The 21,840-nt window shown below is 39.2% G+C and carries 21 protein-coding genes; 16 read left to right on the top strand and 5 right to left on the bottom strand.

The features are described 5' to 3' along the window. Positions 1-472: 472 nt before the first annotated feature. Complete coding sequence (locus tag ACDX78_RS18175; RefSeq protein ID WP_486029583.1) at positions 473-1,837, bottom strand: alanine/glycine:cation symporter family protein; 1,365 nt, start codon at positions 1,835-1,837, stop codon at positions 473-475. A 201-nt stretch (positions 1,838-2,038) separates the two neighbouring features. Between ACDX78_RS18175 and ACDX78_RS18170 the strand changes: the two genes are divergently transcribed. The 6 genes from ACDX78_RS18170 (at position 2,039) to ACDX78_RS18145 (ending at position 6,535) form a co-directional block, all read left to right on the top strand. Further along, on the top strand, positions 2,039-2,533 hold the full coding sequence (locus ACDX78_RS18170) for a low molecular weight protein-tyrosine-phosphatase (protein WP_486029582.1): 495 nt from the start codon (positions 2,039-2,041) through the stop codon (positions 2,531-2,533). Next, positions 2,526-2,822 carry a YtxH domain-containing protein gene (locus tag ACDX78_RS18165; RefSeq protein WP_486029581.1) on the top strand — a complete coding sequence of 99 codons (297 nt, stop codon included), beginning with the start codon at positions 2,526-2,528 and terminating at the stop codon, positions 2,820-2,822. The genes ACDX78_RS18170 and ACDX78_RS18165 overlap by 8 nt, the downstream gene beginning before the upstream one ends. A gap of 219 nt (positions 2,823-3,041) precedes the next feature. Further along, positions 3,042-3,872 carry a YihY/virulence factor BrkB family protein gene (locus ACDX78_RS18160; RefSeq protein ID WP_486029580.1) on the top strand — a complete coding sequence of 277 codons (831 nt, stop codon included), beginning with the start codon at positions 3,042-3,044 and terminating at the stop codon, positions 3,870-3,872. Between the two features lie 221 nt (positions 3,873-4,093). Further along, complete coding sequence (locus ACDX78_RS18155) at positions 4,094-4,183, top strand: YjzC family protein (RefSeq protein WP_486029579.1); 90 nt, start codon at positions 4,094-4,096, stop codon at positions 4,181-4,183. 577 nt (positions 4,184-4,760) lie between these two features. Further along, positions 4,761-5,639, top strand: coding sequence for a transporter substrate-binding domain-containing protein (locus ACDX78_RS18150; protein WP_486029578.1), 879 nt, complete (start codon positions 4,761-4,763; stop codon positions 5,637-5,639). Positions 5,640-5,845: 206 nt separating this feature from the next. Beyond that, on the top strand, positions 5,846-6,535 hold the full coding sequence (locus ACDX78_RS18145; RefSeq protein WP_486029577.1) for an amino acid ABC transporter permease: 690 nt from the start codon (positions 5,846-5,848) through the stop codon (positions 6,533-6,535). 46 nt (positions 6,536-6,581) lie between these two features. On the opposite strand, the gene ACDX78_RS18140 is transcribed toward ACDX78_RS18145, so the two are convergent. Further along, positions 6,582-7,739, bottom strand: a complete 1,158-nt coding sequence (locus ACDX78_RS18140; protein WP_486029602.1) for an MFS transporter — start codon at positions 7,737-7,739, stop codon at positions 6,582-6,584. Positions 7,740-7,907: 168 nt separating this feature from the next. On the opposite strand from ACDX78_RS18140, the gene ACDX78_RS18135 reads away from it, so the two are divergent. The 3 genes from ACDX78_RS18135 (at position 7,908) to ACDX78_RS18125 (ending at position 10,705) form a co-directional block, all read left to right on the top strand. Further along, positions 7,908-8,300: an OsmC family protein gene (locus ACDX78_RS18135; protein WP_486029576.1), complete on the top strand. Its 393-nt coding sequence runs from the start codon at positions 7,908-7,910 to the stop codon at positions 8,298-8,300. 59 nt (positions 8,301-8,359) lie between these two features. Continuing rightward, the gene (locus ACDX78_RS18130) at positions 8,360-9,166 is read left to right on the top strand and encodes a YfkD family protein (protein WP_486029575.1); all 807 of its coding nucleotides are present in this window, start codon (positions 8,360-8,362) and stop codon (positions 9,164-9,166) included. A 228-nt stretch (positions 9,167-9,394) separates the two neighbouring features. Further along, positions 9,395-10,705, top strand: a complete 1,311-nt coding sequence (locus tag ACDX78_RS18125) for a Na+/H+ antiporter family protein (RefSeq protein ID WP_486029574.1) — start codon at positions 9,395-9,397, stop codon at positions 10,703-10,705. Between the two features lie 44 nt (positions 10,706-10,749). Here ACDX78_RS18125 and ACDX78_RS18120 read toward each other — a convergent pair whose 3' ends face one another. Continuing rightward, positions 10,750-11,328 carry a hypothetical protein gene (locus ACDX78_RS18120; protein WP_486029573.1) on the bottom strand — a complete coding sequence of 193 codons (579 nt, stop codon included), beginning with the start codon at positions 11,326-11,328 and terminating at the stop codon, positions 10,750-10,752. Between the two features lie 335 nt (positions 11,329-11,663). Between ACDX78_RS18120 and pdaA the strand changes: the two genes are divergently transcribed. From pdaA to ACDX78_RS18085, 7 genes are all read left to right on the top strand, one after another. Continuing rightward, positions 11,664-12,449, top strand: coding sequence for a delta-lactam-biosynthetic de-N-acetylase (pdaA, locus tag ACDX78_RS18115; RefSeq protein WP_486029572.1), 786 nt, complete (start codon positions 11,664-11,666; stop codon positions 12,447-12,449). Positions 12,450-12,634: 185 nt separating this feature from the next. Then, on the top strand, positions 12,635-14,212 hold the full coding sequence (gene mbcS / locus ACDX78_RS18110) for an acyl-CoA synthetase MbcS (RefSeq protein ID WP_486029571.1): 1,578 nt from the start codon (positions 12,635-12,637) through the stop codon (positions 14,210-14,212). 623 nt (positions 14,213-14,835) lie between these two features. After that, positions 14,836-16,962 (top strand): ATP-dependent Clp protease ATP-binding subunit, encoded by a 2,127-nt coding sequence (locus ACDX78_RS18105; RefSeq protein ID WP_486029570.1) that lies wholly within the window; start codon positions 14,836-14,838, stop codon positions 16,960-16,962. 201 nt (positions 16,963-17,163) lie between these two features. Continuing rightward, positions 17,164-18,039: a ComEC/Rec2 family competence protein gene (locus ACDX78_RS18100; protein WP_486029569.1), complete on the top strand. Its 876-nt coding sequence runs from the start codon at positions 17,164-17,166 to the stop codon at positions 18,037-18,039. A gap of 148 nt (positions 18,040-18,187) precedes the next feature. Next, positions 18,188-18,565, top strand: a complete 378-nt coding sequence (locus ACDX78_RS18095) for a GntR family transcriptional regulator (protein ID WP_486029601.1) — start codon at positions 18,188-18,190, stop codon at positions 18,563-18,565. Continuing rightward, positions 18,555-19,409, top strand: coding sequence for an ATP-binding cassette domain-containing protein (locus tag ACDX78_RS18090; RefSeq protein ID WP_486029568.1), 855 nt, complete (start codon positions 18,555-18,557; stop codon positions 19,407-19,409). The genes ACDX78_RS18095 and ACDX78_RS18090 overlap by 11 nt, the downstream gene beginning before the upstream one ends. Before the next feature lie 3 nt (positions 19,410-19,412). Further along, entirely contained in the window at positions 19,413-20,108 is a 696-nt protein-coding gene (locus ACDX78_RS18085; protein WP_486029567.1) for a hypothetical protein, read from the top strand. A gap of 46 nt (positions 20,109-20,154) precedes the next feature. Here the strand turns inward: ACDX78_RS18085 and ACDX78_RS18080 are convergent, their stop codons facing one another. After that, positions 20,155-20,931 carry an ABC transporter permease gene (locus ACDX78_RS18080; RefSeq protein WP_486029566.1) on the bottom strand — a complete coding sequence of 259 codons (777 nt, stop codon included), beginning with the start codon at positions 20,929-20,931 and terminating at the stop codon, positions 20,155-20,157. Beyond that, a complete protein-coding gene (locus tag ACDX78_RS18075; RefSeq protein ID WP_486029565.1) occupies positions 20,931-21,839 on the bottom strand; it encodes an ABC transporter ATP-binding protein in 909 nt (302 codons plus the stop codon). Before ACDX78_RS18075 ends, ACDX78_RS18080 begins: the two co-directional genes overlap by 1 nt. Position 21,840 lies beyond the last annotated feature (1 nt).

Here is a 21,840-nt window from a genome sequence, read left to right as displayed (position 1 = left end):
GCTACCTTAAGCATAAAAACCCATTAAAATAAGGTCAACCAGTTCAATGACCGGCTGACCTTATAATACGAACCAGCTAATAGAAGCACCTCTCTTATTGCACTATATGGTGCTATTCCTTAATAAGAAATAGTACCAAATACGCATAAAGGCCATTTAACAGAAGAAAAATCCAAAAGGGGATAAATTCACACCCCCCCCATTGGTATACTTACACCATCTATTGTAATGCGACCAAATTCAGTGCTAATTGTTATGTGGAAATTGAGTTAATTCCATCTGAAACGGTGATTTAACAACAAAAATAAGGGGACCAAAACCATTGCGATTTTGTACCCCTTTTTGTGTGTTATCAAATTTAGGAACTGTAAATGATTATTCATATATGAATAGTCATAGTAGGCTCCGTTTCTCCGACGGTAGCGAACCTTTACAACGGACCAGAAGCCTCGATTTTTATTTTAATGATAAATTAAGCTCCACTTGCTTTTTTAGCCCGCTCCTCATCTTTTTCTTCTTTGGCTATCTTCATAAATCTTCTAGTCTCATAGACAACTACACCGGAAAGTCCCAATAGTCCGATTAAGTTTGGTATTGCCATGAGTGCGTTAAAGATATCCGCGACACCCCATACAAGTGCCAGCTCGGCGATAGCTCCAAAAAATACAACGATCACAAAGAAAATTCGGTAATAAGGAATTAAGTTTTCATTTTTGAATAAATATCCAAAGCACTTCTCCCCGTAATAAGACCAGCTTATGAGTGTAGAGAAAGCAAAAAATGCAATGGCCAGCGTAACGATCATACCACCGGTATCACCTAAGAAAAATTGGAAAGAAGCATTCGTTAATGAACCGCCCTCAATGCCACCTCCATATTGACCTGCCATAACGATCGTAACACCTGTGATGGTACAAACGAGAATCGTATCAATAAAAACTTGGGTCATGGAAACAAGTGCCTGTCTGCCGGGATAGTCTGTTTTTGCAGCTGCGGCAGCAATCGGAGCTGACCCGAGACCAGCCTCGTTGGAGAATACACCTCGTGCTACCCCGTATCTGATAGCTGTACCCAATACACCACCACCAGCAGCCTGTGCGGTAAATGCATCCGTGAAAATCAAATTGAAGGCTGCAGGTACGATATCGATATTCATAAAGATAATAATTAATCCGCCAGTGATATAAAACAAAGCCATGATGGGTACAAAAAAGGAAGTAACCCTCCCAATACTTTTAATTCCTCCAATAATGACCAAACCGGTTAAAATGGTCAATACAAGACCTGTAGCTATAGCTGGCACATTAAAGGAATCGTTTAATGCATCCGATACAGCTTTTGACTGAACTGTATTTCCTATTCCAAATGCAGCAATCGCCCCGAATATGGCGAAGAGTACGGCAAGCCATTTCTGCTTCAGCCCCTTATCCAGGTAATACATTGGTCCCCCGGACATCTCTCCTTTGCTGTTAACAACCCTGTATTTAACAGCAAGAATCGCCTCGGCATATTTGGTTGCCATCCCGACAACTGCTGTCACCCACATCCAAAATACTGCGCCCGGTCCACCCAGAATAACAGCTGTTGCCACCCCTACGATGTTCCCTGTACCAATCGTTGCTGCCATCTGGGTAGAGAGTGCTTGATAATGGCTGATGTCCCCTTTTGACTTCTTATCTTGTCTGGCAGGGCTGAATGCCAATTTCAGTGCATACGGCAATGATCTTACCTGCAGAAAACCAAGCCGAATTGTTAAGTAAACCCCTGTTCCTACCAGGAGAATCAATGTAATCGGACCCCAGACAAAAGCTCCTATGCTATCAATAAAACCCTGCATGCTTTTCCTCCTTTTTATAGTGATATAGTTATATGTATGTACTAATATTCCAAAAAATCACGCCGCTGTCAAGGCCATTAATAAAATTTTATTAAAATTGTAAAATGTGAGACACCATTAGGAGTTCCCTGTTTAGGTAACCTTTGCGAATTTTGCTGAATAATGCTTATAATAGAGATAAAATGGAATGCAGGTGTTAAAATGGTACGCGTATTGTTTGTCTGTTTAGGAAATATTTGTCGCTCTCCAATGGCAGAAGCAGTATTTCGAGATCTGCTTGAAAAAGAGGGGTTATCTGTAAAAATATCCGTTGATTCAGCGGGAACCGGTGACTATCATATTGGAAAGAGGCCGCATGATGAAACAAGAAAATTGCTGGACAAGTATAACATCACTTCTGAGGGCATGCTGGCAAGACAGGTGGACTATGGTGACTGGAATGAATTTGATTATATTATTGCCATGGATGAGCATAATATAACAGATTTGAGAAAGGTAAACAGAGAGACAGAAGAAGCTTATATTGCCAAATTAATGGATTTTGTGGATGAACCCAGTGATGTAAATGTTCCTGATCCATACTATACAGGTAATTTTGATTATACGTATGAGCTTGTTTCCGAAGGGTGTAGCAGGTTATTGGATTTTATAAAGGAAAAACATACATTTCATAAAGGAGAGAATGAGAATGGGTAAAAGAAAATTGGTATTAAGTATTGCAGCAGGTGCAGTTGTTGGAGGATTAGTTGCTTTATTTGACAAAGAGACAAGAACGTATTCAAAACATAAATTAGGCTCTGTGAAACGAAGCTCAAGCTATATGCTGAAAAACCCGTCGGAAGCGGTGCATAACGTTCGGACTGCATTCGATACATTTAACAAAAACTTCGCCAGCGGTGCGGAAAATACGATTAATGCGCTAGAGCAGGTCGAAAATTCCTTGGATAAATTAACTAATAAAAATAGGACAGACCGAATAGAATAATTTGGCATGGGGAGAGGGAAGCACGGTATAAGAAAATCTCGGCGGCCACTCCGTAGGTTAGAAGTCAGAAGTCGAATTGGTCGTAATCGGTAAAAAGAGCTGATTTCATTTACTAAACTCCAAAACCTAATGAAGAAAAATTAAAAATACTCCTTTTACCTGCTGTATACACCAGGTTTTAAGTAAATGCAGCGTATTCAATTTTGGGGAGTGGGATGATTGAAAAGAATAATAACCTTGGGAACACAGCTTTATGAAAGAATAGAAAAGGCAGATGTCTTTGGTCTGGCGGCACAGTTGGCCTATTTTTTTCTCCTTTCTCTTTTTCCGTTTTTAATGGTATTGGTTACGCTCATCGGTTTTCTCCCGTTTGACGAAATAGCTGTAGTTGCGTTTATCAATACGTATGCTCCTGATCAGATTAGCGAATTACTCGAGACGAACGTCCAGCAGCTCATGCATCAGCAAAGCGGCGGATTATTGTCTATTGGAATTATCGCTACATTGTGGTCGGCATCCAATGGTGTAAACGCGCTCATGCGGGGATTTAACCGGGCATATGAGGTGGAGGAGAACCGTTCCTTTATTTTGTCGAGACTGATTGCCATCGTACTTACTATTGGTATGATTATCGTTATTATAACAGCTTTACTTCTCCCGGTTTTTGGAAGAATGATAGGTGTTTATATTTTTTCCTTATTTGGATTGTCGGAAGGATTCATTTCGATATGGGAATCCTTCAGGTATGTCATTTCGTCCGTTGTGTTTTTTATCGTATTTCTTGCGCTGTATGTCCTGGCTCCAAGCAAACGGATATACTTTAAAAATGCGATATGGGGAGCGATATTCGCTACCGTGTTCTGGCAGCTCACGTCTTTAGGATTTTCTTTTTATGTGAATACATTGGGCAATTATTCAGCTACATATGGAAGTCTTGGTACTATCATTGTGCTCATGCTTTGGTTGTATATTTCCGGGATTATAATTATGCTTGGAGGAGTGCTTAACGCGTTCATCAGGAAAAAGGCCAGTACAGAACAATTTGGCTGATTAGTTAGTTAAGTCTGTCTGATAAACTTACGAGCAGCCCTTTAAAAACAATATTGCAGGTGAAATTTGTTTTTAGCCTGATTGTAATCAGTTAAAATGTTTGTTTGAATGTCTACAGGGTATCCTTGGTTGTGTCAGCTAATTTAAAGGAAGGCTGTATAAGATGGCTAACAATCAATAGTTTAAACAGGTGAAAAGGCACCAGAAAGCGGTAAGTTAAAGTGGACAAGCTGCAATATGGCAATAGCAGTCAGGACAATACAGAAATTAATCTGAATGAAGGAGATCAGTTTCCGCCGTCCCAATCTTAAAATGAAGCAGCTTATTGGGTGAAATCATCATAACCTGGCATTTAACGTGCACTTACGAATTTTCAATTGAATTATATTAACGAATAATGCACCTCCTCTTGTATAAAAAGTGGGGGTGCATTTTAGTTTATCACTTAGTGAATAGCACCTTCTGTCTAATAGTCGATAGATACTGCCGGATGGGTGTAATAATCAAAAGCGTCTCCACGTTCAGCTCTTTACACCGAATGGTTTCTGTAATTCCTTTTTTTGCCTTTGCATAGTCTCCCGCAGTAAGTTCAATCAAATGATGGAGAACCCATAAGGGTTGTGAAAACGGAACCGAGTACCAGGTAATCGAAATAAGTAAACCACTGAAAAGGGTGGTAATCCCCGCTTTCGATGTTAGGGAACGTACTTACAGCGGCAATGCGCTCATTTATAATGATTATAAAATATTTTATAAGCGTGGCACACTACGAAATATAATCAATAAAAAAAAGAGTTGTAAAACATTGCTTGTATAACTTTTGAATTTAGGTCATAAAGTTGTTACAATCTAAACTATGGTTTTAATATAACAATAGGGGTGAAGAAGATGAAACAGATAAAATTATTACTTTTTATGACAGTGTTAGCATTGATTGTATCAGCGTGCGGCGATGGAGGGGAGAATGACAACAGCGACGATGAAGATAGTGTAACAGATGATAAATGGGGAGAAATTCAAGAAGCCGGAGAAATTGTTGTGGGAACTTCCGGAACTTTACTAGCGGCCTCATTTTATGATGGGGATGAAGAAAGTGAGGACCAGCTAACAGGTTATGATGTAGAAGTCATGCGAGAAGTTGCAGAACGGTTAGATATTGATATTTCTTTTGAAATTATGGGAATTGACAGTATGCTTCCTGCCATTAACAGCGGAAGAATTGATGTAGCAGCCAATGATATTGAAGCTACCGACAAGAGACAAGAAGAATTTAATTTCAGTGAGCCATATAAATATTCTTATTCCACTATGGTAGTGAGAGAAGAAGATAATTCAGGCATCGAATCATTGGAGGATTTGGAAGGAAAAGATGCAGGCGGTGGAGCAACAACTATTTACAGTCAGATTGCAGAACATTTTGGGGCAGAGGTAATCACGTATGGAAATGCACCGAATGAAGCATATTTACGTGATGTTCATAATGGCAGAACCGATGTTGTCGTAAATGATTATTACTTATCCAAATTTGGTGTTGCAGGATTTCCGGATTTTGATATTCACTTGCATCCTGATCTCAGGTTCCATCCAAATGCACAGGCGGCTATTATGGAAAAAGGTGCAGATGAATTAACAGAACAAATTAATAATGCACTGGCTGAAATGCGCGAAGATGGTACGTTAACCGAGCTTGCTGAAACATTTTACGAGGAAGATGCTTCCCAGGAGCTTGAAGGTGAATTTATAGAAATTGAAGGGCTTGACTTATAACTGCATTTATTGATGGGACACTTCCAACGGGTAGTCTGTTTCGTATGTGCATATAGCTGATTAAATTGGTTGGTTTACTTAGTTTGAGCTTTGATTTTAGCCTTGAAACTTTGAGGCCAGCTGTGTTAACCGGTATTACTTTAAACAAGAAACCTGTATGATAAGAAATAGAGGTTTTGGCAAATTTGTATTAAAGGGGAAAAACAATGGATTTTCAAGGGTTTGATTTTGGGGGATTGTTTGATATAGAACTTGCATTGGAGAATTTGCCGTTTGTGCTTGGTGGTCTTCCTGTGACATTATTGATTTCCATTGTTGGTATGGTGATGGGGCTGGTTCTAGGATTAATGCTAGCACTCGGCAGAAGTTCATCCAAATTTATACTAAGGTGGCCTGCGCGCGTATATATTTCCTTCATGCGAGGGACACCTATGTTAGTTTTCCTATTTCTCTTATATTACGGTTTGCCTGTCGTTGGGATAGAATTTACTGCGGTCGTGGCGGCATCACTCGGTTTTGGTTTAAATAGTGCTGCGTATATTGCGGAAATAGACCGTTCTGCACTGAATAGTGTGGATAGAGGTCAGTGGGAATCAGCAAAAGCACTTAATTTAAGTTATTTCCAATCATTAAGGAAAATCATTCTGCCGCAAGCAACCAGAATTGCGATCCCGCCGCTGACGAATGTTTTCATGGATATTGTAAAAGCAACTTCTTTAGCGGCAGTTATTACGGTACCTGAACTCTTCCAGAAAACGCAAATTGTTGCCGGACGAGAATTTGATGCCATGACAATGTATGTACTTGTTGCTTTTATCTACTGGCCGATCTGCGTTATTATCTCTTTTATGCAAGATAGACTGGAAACACGATTTAGTAAGTATGTGGAAAAATAAAATCAAACGCAAAGAGAGAGCATATCACAGCAAGTACCGCTCTCTCTTAAACTGCTGCCGGCTCTTTTCTAAAATAAAGAGCGGCAGCAACAAGCATTAATATAGCACTTAGTAAATAGAAAAAGGAGACATTTGGAAATAAATCTACATAAATGCCGCCGATAAAAGGGCCGCTGATGCTTCCTATGCTGAACGTGATGCCGACCATTAAATTACCAGCCGGCAGCAGGTTTTGCGGCAATAAATCGGTCATATAGGCAATCCCCAAAGAAAATAATGAACCGACAAGCATCCCTGACAAGGCAAATAATATAAATAAGGCAATCGTGGAGGCTTCGAATAAAGCAGCGAGGAAAAAACAGACTGCCCCTGCTGATATAATAAATAAAAGGATCCTTTTTCGCCCATAACGGTCACTCAAAACACCTAAGGGGATTTGGGTAACCAGGCTCCCTAAAGCAAAAAACGGGATGATAAATGCTAAAATGTCTACGGTATGACCTAACCGCAAACCATAAATCGGAAAAATACTATGCAGGGAAGCTTCCAAAAATCCAAAGCCAAAGCCGGGAAGCAATGCAATCCAGGCTATTTTCGCCGTTTGGACAAACCTTTTTACAGTGCTGGTTTGCTTGCCAGTTTCAAACGCGTGCTCCGGAATCATATTTTTCACAAAAAGCATACTTGACCAGACGAGCATACTAATCACTGCCGATACGAGAAAAGGCAAAGCTTCATTCACAGACAGCAGGCGGGTCATCAGTGGCCCTAAAGCAAATCCAAGGCCAAAAGATAAACCGTAATAGGCAATGCTTTTCCCCCGCGTATGCGCTGAAACAGTGGAAGTAATCCAGGTCTGTGTACCAAAATGAAGCATCTGATCACCGATACCGATTAACATGCGCAATATAAACCAAAACCAAAGAGCCTGCCAAAACGGGAACAAAGCCAAGGAAATAAAAACGAGCATTCCACCAATAAGAATGATTGGCTTGAAACCGAATTTTCGTAATGGTTTTTCCATAAATGGAGAAGCTAAGATGATACCAATATATAAACCTGTGGCATGGAGTCCGTTCACAGAGGAAGGCACCCCATTTTGTTCGAGTATAATGGCCAAAAGTGGCAGTAGCATTCCTTGAGAAAATCCGGAAATCCCAACGAGTGCAATTAATATCCAGAATCTTGTTTGAACAGATACCATCATTGCTCGCCTCCTAAAATAAGTATCCGTGTTTATCCCTTTTCAATTTAATCTTCTTTTAAACAAAAGGTCAAGCTTTCTCAGTAGGTATACTAAGAAAAATACGTTATCTTATTAGTATAAAAGGAAATAGTAATAGTAACAGAAAATAGTAGTGGAGGGAACAATATGAAATTTACATTAAAAGAAAATGGTGTGCGAACTGAATTAGATTATGGACAATTAAATATATCCGGAAATGAGGAATTTGGCTATCGACCGTATCAGTTAATGGTTGCTTCAATTGTCGGCTGCAGCAGCTCCGTATTTATGAAAATTATGGAAAAGCAACGGACGGAAATCCATGACCTCCAAGTAGATGCCAAGGTATGGCGCAATGAAAAAGAAGCTAATAGAATAGAAAAAATCCAATTGAACTTTATGATCAAAGGGAAACAGCTTGACCCTGATAAATTGTATAAAAACCTGGAGATCAGCAGAAAAAATTGCTCAATGGTGCGTTCCGTGGAAGATAGTATAGAAATTGAGGAAAATCTTGAAATCGTCCCTTTAACTATGTAAAAAGGGTATAAAAATCATTTGTCTGAAAAAACTAAGGGAAAAAGAAGGGATTTGGACAAATGAATGCAAGAAGTTATAGCACCATCCTTATTTTCTTCCTGATGCTTTCACTCATGTTTCCACTCAACGCATTTGCGGAAAAAGAGAAGGCTGAGGAAGAAAATAATGAGTTTGAGATCCCAAGTCATGTGTTGAGTATTGAAAATGAAAACACGTATAACAATTCAGCAGAAGACCAGGAAGTGATTGAACCAAGTGAATTAACCAGCGAACTGGTGAAGGATATGGACATACCGATAGAAAATCCCGATTTAATTAAAACACTGAATGAAACCACGCTTAATCCTTCTCCTATTGCGATTGGTTACCGTGGAGAAGTTTTTATAGGGAGATGGCCTTTGAACTACACCTCCAAAGATACAGTGATTAATTGGGAATACCAATCGGTTAACAAAAACGAAATTAATAATCTTGGCGGGAATGCCAATCAGCAATTAACCTATACGCAGCAGGAACAGAAAGAAATTAAAGGGGCCTTAACGAATAAAATATCCAGACCGGAAGAAGTAAAGAAGATGATGCTTCTGCATACAAAGAATAAGGTAGAACTTCCGCTCTCTTTCAACACTGTCATTGGCCATAATACGAAAAAGGATCATTCCTACCAGGTTCCAGCTGAAAAATATGGCATATTGGAAGCATATGCGCCAGCTGTTAGTGAAAAAGGAGAAGTCACTTTTGGCGAGGTTTATATAAAGCTGAAAGGCTCGAATAAATCCATTGAAATCAAAAATGTTACCAAACAAAGTGTAGGCGCCTGGATCCCAGTTCAGGATCATGTAGGATTTTCCTATAATATCAATTGAACGGTGTCTGGGATTGCGCTAAATGCTCGTCCCACCAGAAAGATATATCAATCCTCGGATTTTGCGAGAAACTATTCGAAGTGTGATAAATCCTGTAGCTGCATACAGGATTTTTCTTATGCATAAAAATAGTATAGAAGGGTTGATTTTCTTGCTTTAATACTTTATCATAATAAAGTATTAATAATATAATAAATAGATAACAGGGAATTAGAGGAGGAAGAAAAGATGGAATGGGTTGTCGTTGTATCTGTATTAGTGATGACCATATTAAGTTTATTGCGTGTGAATGTGATTATGGCCATTATTATTGCTGCATTAACCGCTGGTATTATGGCTGGACTTTCGATTATTGAATCTATTGAAATGCTTGTAGGAGGTATGGGCGGCGGGGCAAATACCGCTCTAAGCTACATTTTACTTGGTGCTTTTGCTGTAGCGATCAGCTACACAGGAATCACGGGAATTCTGGTCAGATACTTAATTCGTATTCTGACAGGTAAAAAGACAATGATGCTGCTGGTGATCGCCGGTGTTGCTTCATTATCGCAGAACCTTGTACCGGTGCATATTGCATTTATACCAATATTAATACCGCCGTTATTAAAAGTTTTTGATCAGATGCGAATGGATCGCCGAGCTGTTGCTGCAGCACTGACTTTTGGTTTGAAAGCACCATATGTCATGATTCCTGCAGGTTTCGGACTGATATTTCATGGAATTATTGTAGAAGGAATGGAAAATAATGGTGTCGCGATAACTGTTAATGAAACAGCGCTGGCTATGTTGATTCCGGGACTTGGGATGGTTGTTGGCTTACTGATCGCTGTATTTTTCACGTATAGAAAAGATCGAGATGCCGTACCAGGAGCAGGTGGTACAGCCGATGCAATAAAAACGAGTGAAGAGGAAAAAGTAACGTTTAACCTAAAACACGTTTTCACTTTAATAGCAATAGTCGCAGCGTTGGTTGTACAAATTATTACGGATGACTTGATCGCAGGTGCATTAACCGGATTAATTCTTATGTTCTTATTATTGGTTGTACCATTTAAGCGCGGGGATAAAGTAATGACAGACGGTATTGCCATGATGGGTATGATTGCATTTGTTATGCTTGTAGCAAATGGTTACGGCAATATTTTAACTGAAACAGGTGCCGTAAATGCCCTAGTCGAAATGTCTTCCGGATTTTTAGGAGATAATCAAGTGATTATTGCTTTGATATTATTGCTTGTTGGTTTAGTTATAACAATGGGAATTGGTTCGTCATTCGGTACCATTCCAATACTCGCAGCATTGTATGTTCCGTTATGTATGGCTGCAGGCTTTTCACCAATGGCCACAGCTGCCCTCATCGGTACAGCAGGTGCACTAGGGGATGCGGGATCGCCCGCCTCAGACAGTACACTCGGACCTACAGCCGGATTGAACGCAGATGGAAAACATCATCATATTTGGGATACGGTGGTTCCAACATTTATTCATTATAATATTCCATTAATTATATTTGGCTGGGTGGCTGCGATTATATTGTAATAAAAAATCACTTTCTCCCTGTTTTAATTAGGGAGGAAGTGATTTTAATTCTTTTCCATTTTCTCATCAACAAAGTTTCTCAATTCTGAAACAAAAGGTTCGAAGTCGTCTGGCGTGATTTCTGCCGCGGAAGTACCTTCTCCAAAGTGCTTGCTTACTGATCCATTCTCGTACTGCAGCCTAAGACTCCAGCTGTAGCCATCCTGATAGGAGTCGGGATCTTCAAAAGTATAATCCCTTTTCCAGCTTTGCACCTCATATTTTTCTAATATCTTTAAAACTTCTTCCGCACCGCTTATTTGATAGTTATAGTCTGCCCGAAACCCACGACCACTGATGATGGGATTAACGTAATACTCGTTATTTTCAATATCTATGGCTACTCCCTCATGAAGTTTGTCAATAGACCAATCATTAAAATATACTTTAATCACTTCTTCAATAGGGTGTTTCTCAGTTGCCTCTGGAGCTTTATCAATATGTTTAAATTCAAAAATGTCCTTACCTTCAATAATATTTTCATTACCATTTTGTTCATCTTTCTCTTGATTTGCAGATGTTTGGCAACCGAATAATAACGAACAAGCAATTAATATTAAAAAATACTGGAGCAGTTTTTTCATTTGTTATCACCTTCATTAAGATAGCTTGAAATTCATTGTTTTTGAGGGGGAGCTGCAATTATTTGGATAAAACAACTTTCTTCCTGTAATAGAAATGATTCACTTCATGTCAAATAAATTAATCCTCTTCCAGTCTGTTGTGGAGTTAAAAGTATATAAACGATTTATTTTGTTTTCGAGTCTCGACTTCATCCCAATATACTATTAGGGTACCGGCAGCCTATATGGTTAACAAGGGTATTTTGTACTATTTAGAAAAATTGCCGATATCTTCAAGTTGAATAAAAAATATTCCTCGGGAAAAGATAACAGAAAAATAGGTGGGTTGTGTTGTTATGAGAATATTTGCGGCAGTATCAATGACTATTTTTATCAGCTTTTTTTTGAATATATTGCAGGCTGAAGCTGCAGGAGGCTATGGCTGGGGCTTTAAAAAAAACAGTAACCATGAAATTCCGGACATTGGGAAATATAAGGATCTTCTCGAGGAATATGGCGCATATTATGCTGATGAATCAGGCGAAAAGAATGTCTACTTAACATTTGATAATGGGTATGAGGAAGGTTATACAGGTGACATATTGGATGTGCTGGAAAAAGAGGAAGTACCAGCAACATTTTTTGTTACTGGCCATTATGTGGAAAGTGAACCTGACCTGGTAAAAAGAATGGTGGATGAAGGGCACATTGTTGGTAACCATTCCTACCATCACCCTGATTTTTCGGTTATTACGAAGAAAGCAGTGAAGGAAGAGTTGGAAACATTGGAAGAAGCAGTAGCGGAGGTATCAGATCAGGACGACTTAAAATACCTCAGACCGCCAAGAGGAATGTTTAATGAAGAAACATTGCAATGGGCAAGTGAATTAGGTTATATGCATATATTCTGGTCATTGGCATTCATTGATTGGGAAACCAATAAACAAAAAGGGTGGGAATATTCATTTGATCAAATAATGGCGCAGATCCATTCTGGAGCAATCATGCTGCTGCATACCGTATCATCCGATAATGCCGAAGCACTGCAGCATCTAATTACCGAATTAAAAAAAGAAGGATACTCCTTTAAAAGTTTAGATGACCTTGTATTAAAAGATCAGCTGCCAGAAGGAATTTACTGAATGGGACAGAGGGACAGGAACCTTGTCCCATTCTTCTTATCTTTAAAGCACCATCGAACCGGCACATGATAAAATACAGGAATTTTTTACATACTATGAAACTTATAGAGTAATAATAGTTTTTATTTTATGGTTTCCAATTCTTTGCTATACTGTTAAGTATACTAGCATTGGGGGAGGATAACATGAACAGCGAAGAGTTAATTGCGCCAAACGACTATAATATTGTGATGGAAGTGGAGCGTTATGCGAATGATTCAACAAAAAAAGCACTGATTTGGAAAAATGACAATGGAGAAACGAAAGAAATTACATATTCCCAGCTAATGAAAAATGTGAACAAAATTGGAAACGCTCTCTTAGAGAATGGGCTGAAGCAAGGAGATAAAGTAATCATCATGATTCCTCGCTTGATCGATGCATATGAATCGTACCTTGCCTGTTTGAAAACAGGATTGATTATTATTCCGAGTTCGGAAATGTTGAAAACAAAGGATTTGCAATATCGTGTTTCCCATGGAGAAGTGAGCGGAGTAATAAGTTATTACCCGCATGTGGATCAATACAAGGAAATAAAGGAGTATGGTGAATTACAGAAATTTGTAATAGGAGAAGAAGCAGATGGCTGGTTTCACTTGGACAGCTTAAAGGAAGCAGCTTCAGATGAACTGAAAATGGCAGAAACAACAAAAGATGATATAGCCTTTTTACCATATACATCCGGTACCACAGGAAATCCAAAAGGGGTTGTACATACACAAGGCTGGGGCTATGCACACCTGAGAACCGCTCCGGAAAACTGGTTAGGCATCAATGAAGGGGATAAAGTTTGGGCAACCGCCGGGCCGGGCTGGCAAAAATGGATTTGGAGCCCATTTTTATCTGTACTCGGTTCGGGTGCGACAGGTTTTATTTATAACGGAAAATTTGATCCAAAAACGTATTTGCAACTGCTTCAGGATAATGAAATCAACGTATTATGCTGTACACCGACAGAATACCGCATTATGGCAAAGATAGACAATTTAAGTGATTACAAATTGCCTGCCTTACATAGTGCTGTATCCGCGGGTGAACCATTGAATGTGGAAGTAATAGATACATTCCAGCGATACTTTGATATTACGGTACGTGACGGATATGGGCAAACCGAAAACACACTTCTCCTAGGTGTGATGAAAAATATGGAAGTAAAGCCCGGATCAATGGGTATACCAACACCTGGAAATGAAGTAGAAATTGTTGATGAATCCGGGAATCCTGTAGCAGTGGGTGAAGTAGGGGATATCGCATTAAAACTTGATTCGCCCGCACTTTTCCGGGAGTATTACAAGGATATGGAAAGAACGAAAATGTCCCAGCGAGGCGATTACTATATTACAGGCGACCAGGCATCCAAGGATGAAGATGGCTATTTCTGGTTTGAAGGAAGAAGCGACGATATTATCATTAGCTCCGGTTATACAATTGGGCCATTTGAAGTAGAAGATGCATTGGTCAAACACCCTGCCGTGCAGGAATGTGCAGTGGTTGCAAGCCCTGATGAAGTTCGCGGAAGTATTGTAAAAGCATTTGTTGTTGTAAGAGAGGGAGTGGACAGCAGCAATCCGGATTTGATCAATGAACTGCAGGATCATGTGAAAGAAATGACTGCACCATATAAGTACCCAAGGCAAATTGAGTTTATGGCAGAGCTTCCAAAGACAACTTCAGGAAAGATCAGACGTGTGGAGCTACGGCATAAAGAACAACAGAAAGCATAGAAATCATAGTGAAAACAGGTTCTGCCATATTGGTGGGCCTGTTTTTTTATCGTCTGGGGAGTTGTGAAATTATATATTTCATACCAATAAAAAGAAGTTCATTATAACTTTTCCGTTGAGACTTTATGAAAATCATTTCATGAGCAACTCCACATAAAGTGAAACTTCATTATCTTTATGAAGATCATTTTCCCGGCAATTACGTGAGAATTTGACCTTCAGCGGCTGTATGAAGATTATTTTCGCCAAAAACCGTCTGAACGTGAACTTCATTAGCATTATGAAGTTCACTTTTCCGGCAGCTCCGTTTAAGTTTGATCTTAAACATCATTATAAAACCATTTCCCCAATCTTGTTTTGAATCTCTAATCAGGGAAAAGAAAAGGACTTGCACATTTTGATTGTTTACTTATACTCCATGAAATTATAGAATTTAATGCTCTAAGCAATAGCTTTGTAATGGCATAACTCCTTTCGAGCTTGTTAATACAAGTTTAAAAAAATGAATCAAAGGACTTGAAAGTCAAAGAAGGTCAGAGTATAATGATAATCAAAGGTCAAATATAGTCAAAGTCAAAGTTGATATATAAAGTTGAAAAAATAATTTTAGGAGGAATGTATCGATGAAATGTCAGCATTGTGGAGTTAATGACGCAAACGTAAATTTAAGCTTTCAAATGAACAATGAAAGAATGCAGATGCATCTATGTAATAACTGTTTTCATGAAATCCAAGGTAAAATGATGAATTCCAATGATTTTTTCACTGGTGGAGAACAAGAAGCATTTTCCAATAACTTCTTCCAAGGAAATGGGGCACAAAAAGCAGGAACAAAAACAAGACAAGCCCAAGGAAATCGCGGTAATGGTCTCATTGATCAGCTCGGCACGAATGTGACAGATAAAGCAAGATCAGGAAAAGTTGATCCTGTGATCGGCCGTGAAAATGAAGTAAAACGTGTCATTGAAACTTTGAACAGAAGAAATAAAAATAACCCGGTACTCATCGGAGAACCCGGTGTTGGTAAGACAGCTATTGCTGAAGGCTTAGCCTTGAAAATGATTGAGGGAAATGTACCTGCAAAGCTGGTGAATAAACAAGTTTATGTGCTAGATGTAGCTTCGCTGGTTGCCAATACAGGTATCCGAGGTCAATTTGAAGAACGTATGAAACAATTGATTCAGGAACTGCAGGGAAGAGATGATATCATTCTATTCGTAGATGAGGTTCATCTTCTTGTTGGATCCGGAACAACAGAAGGCTCACAAATGGATGCAGGCAACATTTTAAAACCGGCATTGGCACGTGGAGAACTGCAATTGATCGGTGCAACTACGCTGAAAGAATACAGACAAATTGAAAAAGATGCCGCCTTGGAACGCCGTTTGCAGCCAATTACCGTGAAAGAGCCATCCGAGGAAGATGCGGTGAAAATTCTAAACGGAATTAAAGATCGCTATGAAAAATTCCATGAGGTTCGCTATGCTGATGATGTAATCCAGGCATTTGTCACATTGTCCAACCAATATATTCAGGATAGGTTCCTGCCGGACAAAGCTATTGACCTGATGGATGAGGTAGGTTCCCGTTTAAATCTGTCGAATGCAGAAAAGGATTCTAATTCCATTGAACAGCGTCTTGAGGAAATTAAAAAAGAAAAAGAAGCAGCAGCTGAAAAAGAGGAATACGAATTAGCTGCAAACCTGCGATATCAGGAAATACAGCTGCAAAAACAACTGGAAAAAGCAAAGGACGAAAAACAGGATATTGATGTAGATGTCTCAGATATTCAATTAATTGTAGAAGAGAAAACGGGCATCCCCGTTACAAAATTACAGGCAGATGAACAGAAAAAAATGAAAAACATCGGAGGGAATCTAAGTGCAAAAGTAATTGGACAGACCGAGGCAGTAAATAAGGTTGCGAAGGCAATCCGCAGAAGCCGTGCAGGTCTGAAGTCCAAACATCGTCCGATTGGATCCTTCCTGTTTGTCGGTCCGACCGGGGTCGGGAAAACAGAATTAACAAGAGCACTTGCGGAGGAACTGTTTGGCTCTCGCGAATCTTTAATCCGACTGGACATGAGTGAATATATGGAAAAACACACTGTCTCCAAAATAATCGGTTCTCCTCCAGGGTATGTAGGGCATGAGAATGCCGGGCAATTAACGGAACGTGTGCGCCATAATCCTTACTCCATTATTCTGTTGGATGAAATTGAAAAAGCGCATCCCGATGTACAAAATATGTTCCTGCAGATCATGGAAGATGGCCATCTGACAGACTCCCATGGACGAACTGTCAGCTTTAAAGAGGCTGTGATCATCATGACAAGTAACGCAGGAAGCGGGGATAAAACAATCAATGTAGGATTCAATCCTCAACATGAATCCGTAACTACGCTGGAAAACTTGAGTGCGTACTTTAAGCCGGAGTTCCTGAACCGTTTCGATGCGATTATCAACTTCAACGAATTAACAGAAGATAATTTACTGGAAATCGTTGACCTACTGCTCAAAGACGTTCAAGAAACCATTGAGGATAACGATATCGAAATTACGATTACAGAAGCAGCAAAACAAGAATTGGTTCGACTTGGCTATGATCGCCGATTCGGTGCAAGGCCTTTACGCAGAGTCATCCAGGATAAACTTGAAGATCAATTGACAGATCTGATTCTGGAAGGCGAAGATATTAATAAAGTAAATGTTGACGTAGAAAATGAAGAAATCATTGTAGCAAAAGTTTAAAAAGATAAAAAAAGCTGCTGAGCACTGCTCAGCAGCTTTTTTTTAATCGCGCGTCTCCAGTCCGAAATCGCGCGTTCACCCATTCCCGAGCAAACTTCCCTTTTTTAATAAATATTAATAAACAAACTCCTTCTCCTACTCATAATTCAATCAAATATAAACCACAATAAGAAGTACATTCATCAGACAAAGGATGTTCCTATGCGCCATTCTAAACAAATTATTACCTTAACATTCACCCTTCTGCTTATCACATTAATACCAGTACAAACGTACGGTAGCTATATTGAAGATATGCAAGTACATTTTATTGATGTAGGGCAAGGAGACAGTATGCTGATTCAAACACCATCAGATAAAACGATTCTTATTGATGGCGGTCCGCCTGAATCTGGTGAAAAAGTAGCTTCCTACCTGAAAGAACATCAAATTGAATCGATTGATCTCCTCGTAGCCACCCATCCGGATATGGATCATATTGGCGGCCTGCCTCATGTAATGCAGGAAATACAAGTGAAAAATATTCTTGACTCTGGAAAACTGCATTCCACGAGAACATATGCAGCATACCTGTATGAAATTCGGAAGCAAAATATACCGGTGCAAATTGCTATGAAAAATGAAGAAATAAGACTTGACCCAGAAATTAAAATTCTTGTATTAAATACGTATGGAGCAACCAAAACGAATAACCAGTCCTCCATCGCATTAAAGATTACCTATAAAGAAGTTGATTTTCTACTGATGAGTGATATCGAGATGGAACAGGAAAAAGAGCTAATAGAAGAGCATGATGTGGAAGCGGAAATTATCAAAGTAGCACATCATGGTTCCAATACAAGCACATCCCTCCCTTTATTGCAGGCAGTAAATCCGGAAATTGCCTTGCTTACCTACAGTCAGGAAAATGTTTTCGGCCACCCGGTTGATCGTGTTATTGATAATTTAGATAAAATAAATACCACGATTTATTCCACAGCAGCATTCGGGGATGTTGTCATTAAAACGGACGGGAAGAACTATGTTGTTCTACCGAATGAAAATCCGCTTCACCGTATGAAAAAAACTGCTAGTTAAAAATATCGGTTTCTCTTAATGGGGAGGCCGTTATTTTTTAGGGCAAAAATGTATAAACATTTTTTCCAAAATATATTGACTTAAATGTTCACTTGTTATATGGTTAGTTACATAAGTGATTAACCAACTAATTGATAAAGGTGATTTCATGAAAAATATGCTTGATGAAAGTAAGCCCATCTTCCTTCAAATTAAAGAACAGATCGAGGACCAGATCATCAATGACTCGCTCAAACCTGATGACCGGGTGCCATCGACTAATGAACTTGCTGCTTACTACAAAATCAATCCTGCTACAGCGGCTAAAGGAATTAACGAGCTTGTTGCAGAATCTATTCTTATGAAACGAAGGGGTGTTGGCATGTTTGTTACGGAGGATGCGAAGGACATTTTAATTGAAAAGAGAAAAGAAAGCTTTTATCAAAACTATGTATTGCCGTTAAAAGAAGAAGCGGGAAAGCTGTACATCAGTAAAACGGAACTGCTGGAAATGGTGGAGAGGGAGGATGAACCAAATGAAAATTGAAGTAAAAAACCTGACGAGGAAATATGGGCAAAATTACGCATTGCAAAATGTATCTTTCACATTGGAAGGGAAAAAAATATTTGGGCTTCTTGGCCGGAATGGTGCCGGAAAAACGACCTTTATGGACATTTTAGCTGGGAACATCTTAGGTTCAGAAGGAGACATTTTAATCAATGACGAAAAACCATTTGATAACCAAAAACTTACCGAGTCCATTTGCCTGATTAAAGAAGGTCATAACTTTAAAAGGGATTTGAAGGTAAAGAATGTATTAAAAATCTATTCTTATTTTTATCCGACATGGGACCAAAAGCTTGCAGAGCATTTAATCAAAGTATACAACCTGAATATGAATGCGAAGGTGAAAACACTCTCCAAAGGGATGGAGTCGTCGCTTGGCATTATCGCAGGACTTGCAAGCAAAGCTCCGATTACTATTTTTGATGAACCATATATCGGATTGGACGCAGCTGCCCGTAAAAAATTCTATGAAATATTATTGGAAGAATATGAAGAAGAAAACAGGATGATTATTTTATCCACACATTTAATTGATGAAGTGAGTCTGATGTTTGAAGAGGTTCTGATTTTGCAGGAGGGCCATCTTGTTTTACAGGAAGAAGCGGAAAATTTACGGAATAATACGTGCGCAGTAAGCGGGAAGAAAGAAGCGGTCGAGGAATTTATTAAAAACAAAGAAGTGATTGATAAAAAAGAGCTGGCCGGTATGATGACAGCATATGTTTATGGCAATCAGCAGGAAGCGGAAGTCCATGGACTACAGGCTGAAGGAATACCAATCCAGGAACTGATGATTCATTTAACTCAAAAGGAGGGGGCATAATTAATGGGCAGACAACTTAAAGGGCTATTATACTTTTTTATTATGGATCTTCGTTATTCTTTAATGATTTTCTGGACAATTTTATTAGGGATTTTGGTTTCAGCGCTTGCATTTGCCTATTTTTTAACCGGAGTAGATGGAGAGACAAATTTTATTTTTTTCCTGAACATCCCGATGTATGTTTATGCAGCAATCGTAGGCTATTTAACGGTTAGAGACTTCATGCCGTTTTCTATAAAAATGGGTGCAACACGAAAAAATATGTTCATTGCCATCGGAATTTTTATCTTTGTTATATCCGTGGCGAAATCGTTGTTTGGAACAGTACTGCAGGAGCTTGTAGAGGCATTTAATGCATTTGCCGGAATTGATATTTTTACTTTTCTCCATTTCGCCCATTTCCTGGAAAACAATTGGTATACGAGAATGATTATTGATACAACAATGATGTTCTTTGCTTTTATGGTCATGCTTTTGATCAGGCTGCTTATCCATCGCTTTGGGCTTCTTGGGTCCGGAAGTGTGCTCGGTGTTCTGGCAGTTTTATTGCTTGTTGCTGTAGCCAGAGGCTGGATCTTTGATTTTTTCCAGGAGCTATTTGCTGCATTTGAGATCGGAATATTTTATCAAGTGTTCGGTATCGGTTTGATTCTTTACTTGCTTTCTTTCTTGTTTATAAAACGGATAGAGGTAAGGTAAGAAAATAGGGTTGGAGAAGTCATTTTATTCTCTAACCCTTTTTCATCTACTCTACAAGCGAATTTCTTCTAAATAAAATGATAGATCCCATCAATAAAATAGTAATTAATCCAATTGTGACAAACCCTGTTGCGATCAAATCGCCGGTGACCTGCTCCATCATTAGTGATTCAAAAATATGGCTGGATAAATTATTTGGGCTCCATTCCAGATAACGTCCAAAAACTTGCGTTAAAACACTCATAACCATGATCGTTGCAATGGATAAAAAAGCGACAAGACCAGGGGTTTTCACCACGGCATTATAAAAAGTCACGATCGTTACAACCAATGTGAGCCACAGTCCATAAAAGAAGATAACTTGCAATAGAGAAATAACCGGAAGCCCCCCGAATAAAATGACAGTATAATACCAGCCAGCTGTAATTCCGATAATTAGCGCTGCCCAGACAAGTGCAAGCAGTGCAGCCCATTTGGCAGTAATATAATGAGCGTGGGATACCGGTTTAACCAAAATTAATTCGATTACCCCGCTTTTTCTTTCCCCGGCAATCACACCCATTGACATAAGAACGACCACCAGCACCCCTAAACTGCTAAGCTGTCCGAGTATCATTAATATCACTTCAGCCGGAGCGAATTCCGGCAGTTCAATAACGGTGCCATCCGGCATTCCGCCAATAGATTCGATGATCAGCGGCATATAATAGTTGGAGAGCGGATCAATAATAGCAAATAAAATAAACACGAGCGGTACCCATAACCACTTCTTATTTCTCCAGTTTTCCATTATTTCTTTGTTAAAAAGTGTTGTCCATTGCATTACTGTTTCACCGCCTTCATAAACATGTCTTCCAGGGAAGCGCGATGCAGTGTAAAGCTTGTTAAAGGCCAATTTTCTTCCGCTGCAGCTTTTAATATTTCCTGACGAGCTGCGGAAATATCTGTTGCTGTTATATGTAAAGTTTCCCGTTCTGTATAGCAATTCGTGATGGAATCCAGACGCAAAATCTTATCCTGATAAAATGCTGTATTATGTGTAAACGCCAGTTCAATTGCTGCTGTCTGATATTTTTGGCGTAGTTTATCTATCGAACCAGCTTCCACTATTTCACCCTCGTGGAGTAACAGGAGTTCATCACTTACTTCATCTGCATCCGTTAAAATATGGGTGGAAAAAAGAATGGTCATTTCCGCCTTCAATTCCTCCATTAAAGTAAGTACTTCTCGTCGTCCAATTGGATCAAGGGAAGAAACCGGTTCATCCAATATTAATAGTTTTGGTTTATGTATGATAGCCTGAGCAATGCCGAGCCGCTGTTTCATCCCCCCTGAATATTTAGCAATCCGCTTATTTCCAGCCTCCGCAATACTAACTTTTTCAAGTAGTTTATCCGCTTCAGCCGCCGCTTTTTCTTTTGATAAATTAGCCAGCTGACCACTGTAGAGCAGAAACTCCCTACCTGTCATCCATGTAAAAAAAACAGGGTACTGCGGAAGATAACCAATGTGCTGACGTATATCCCTATTCCCATTTATTTGATTCAATTTCACACTTCCTGAACTAGGCTGCAGCAAACCTGCTAATATACGTAATATCGTTGTTTTCCCAGCGCCATTTGGTCCAATTAACGCAATACAAGACCCGGATTGAAATTCAAAGCTCACATTGTTCACAGCAAGATGCTTGTCATATTTTTTTGATAGATTTGTAACGGATAATAAAGCCATG

The sequence above is a fragment of the Virgibacillus oceani genome, assembly GCF_041521345.1.
GTDB classification, from domain to species: domain Bacteria; phylum Bacillota; class Bacilli; order Bacillales; family Amphibacillaceae; genus Virgibacillus_N; species Virgibacillus_N oceani_A.
The sequence above is the reverse complement of the archived record's forward strand: the minus strand, read 5'-3'. Positions and strand labels throughout refer to the sequence as shown.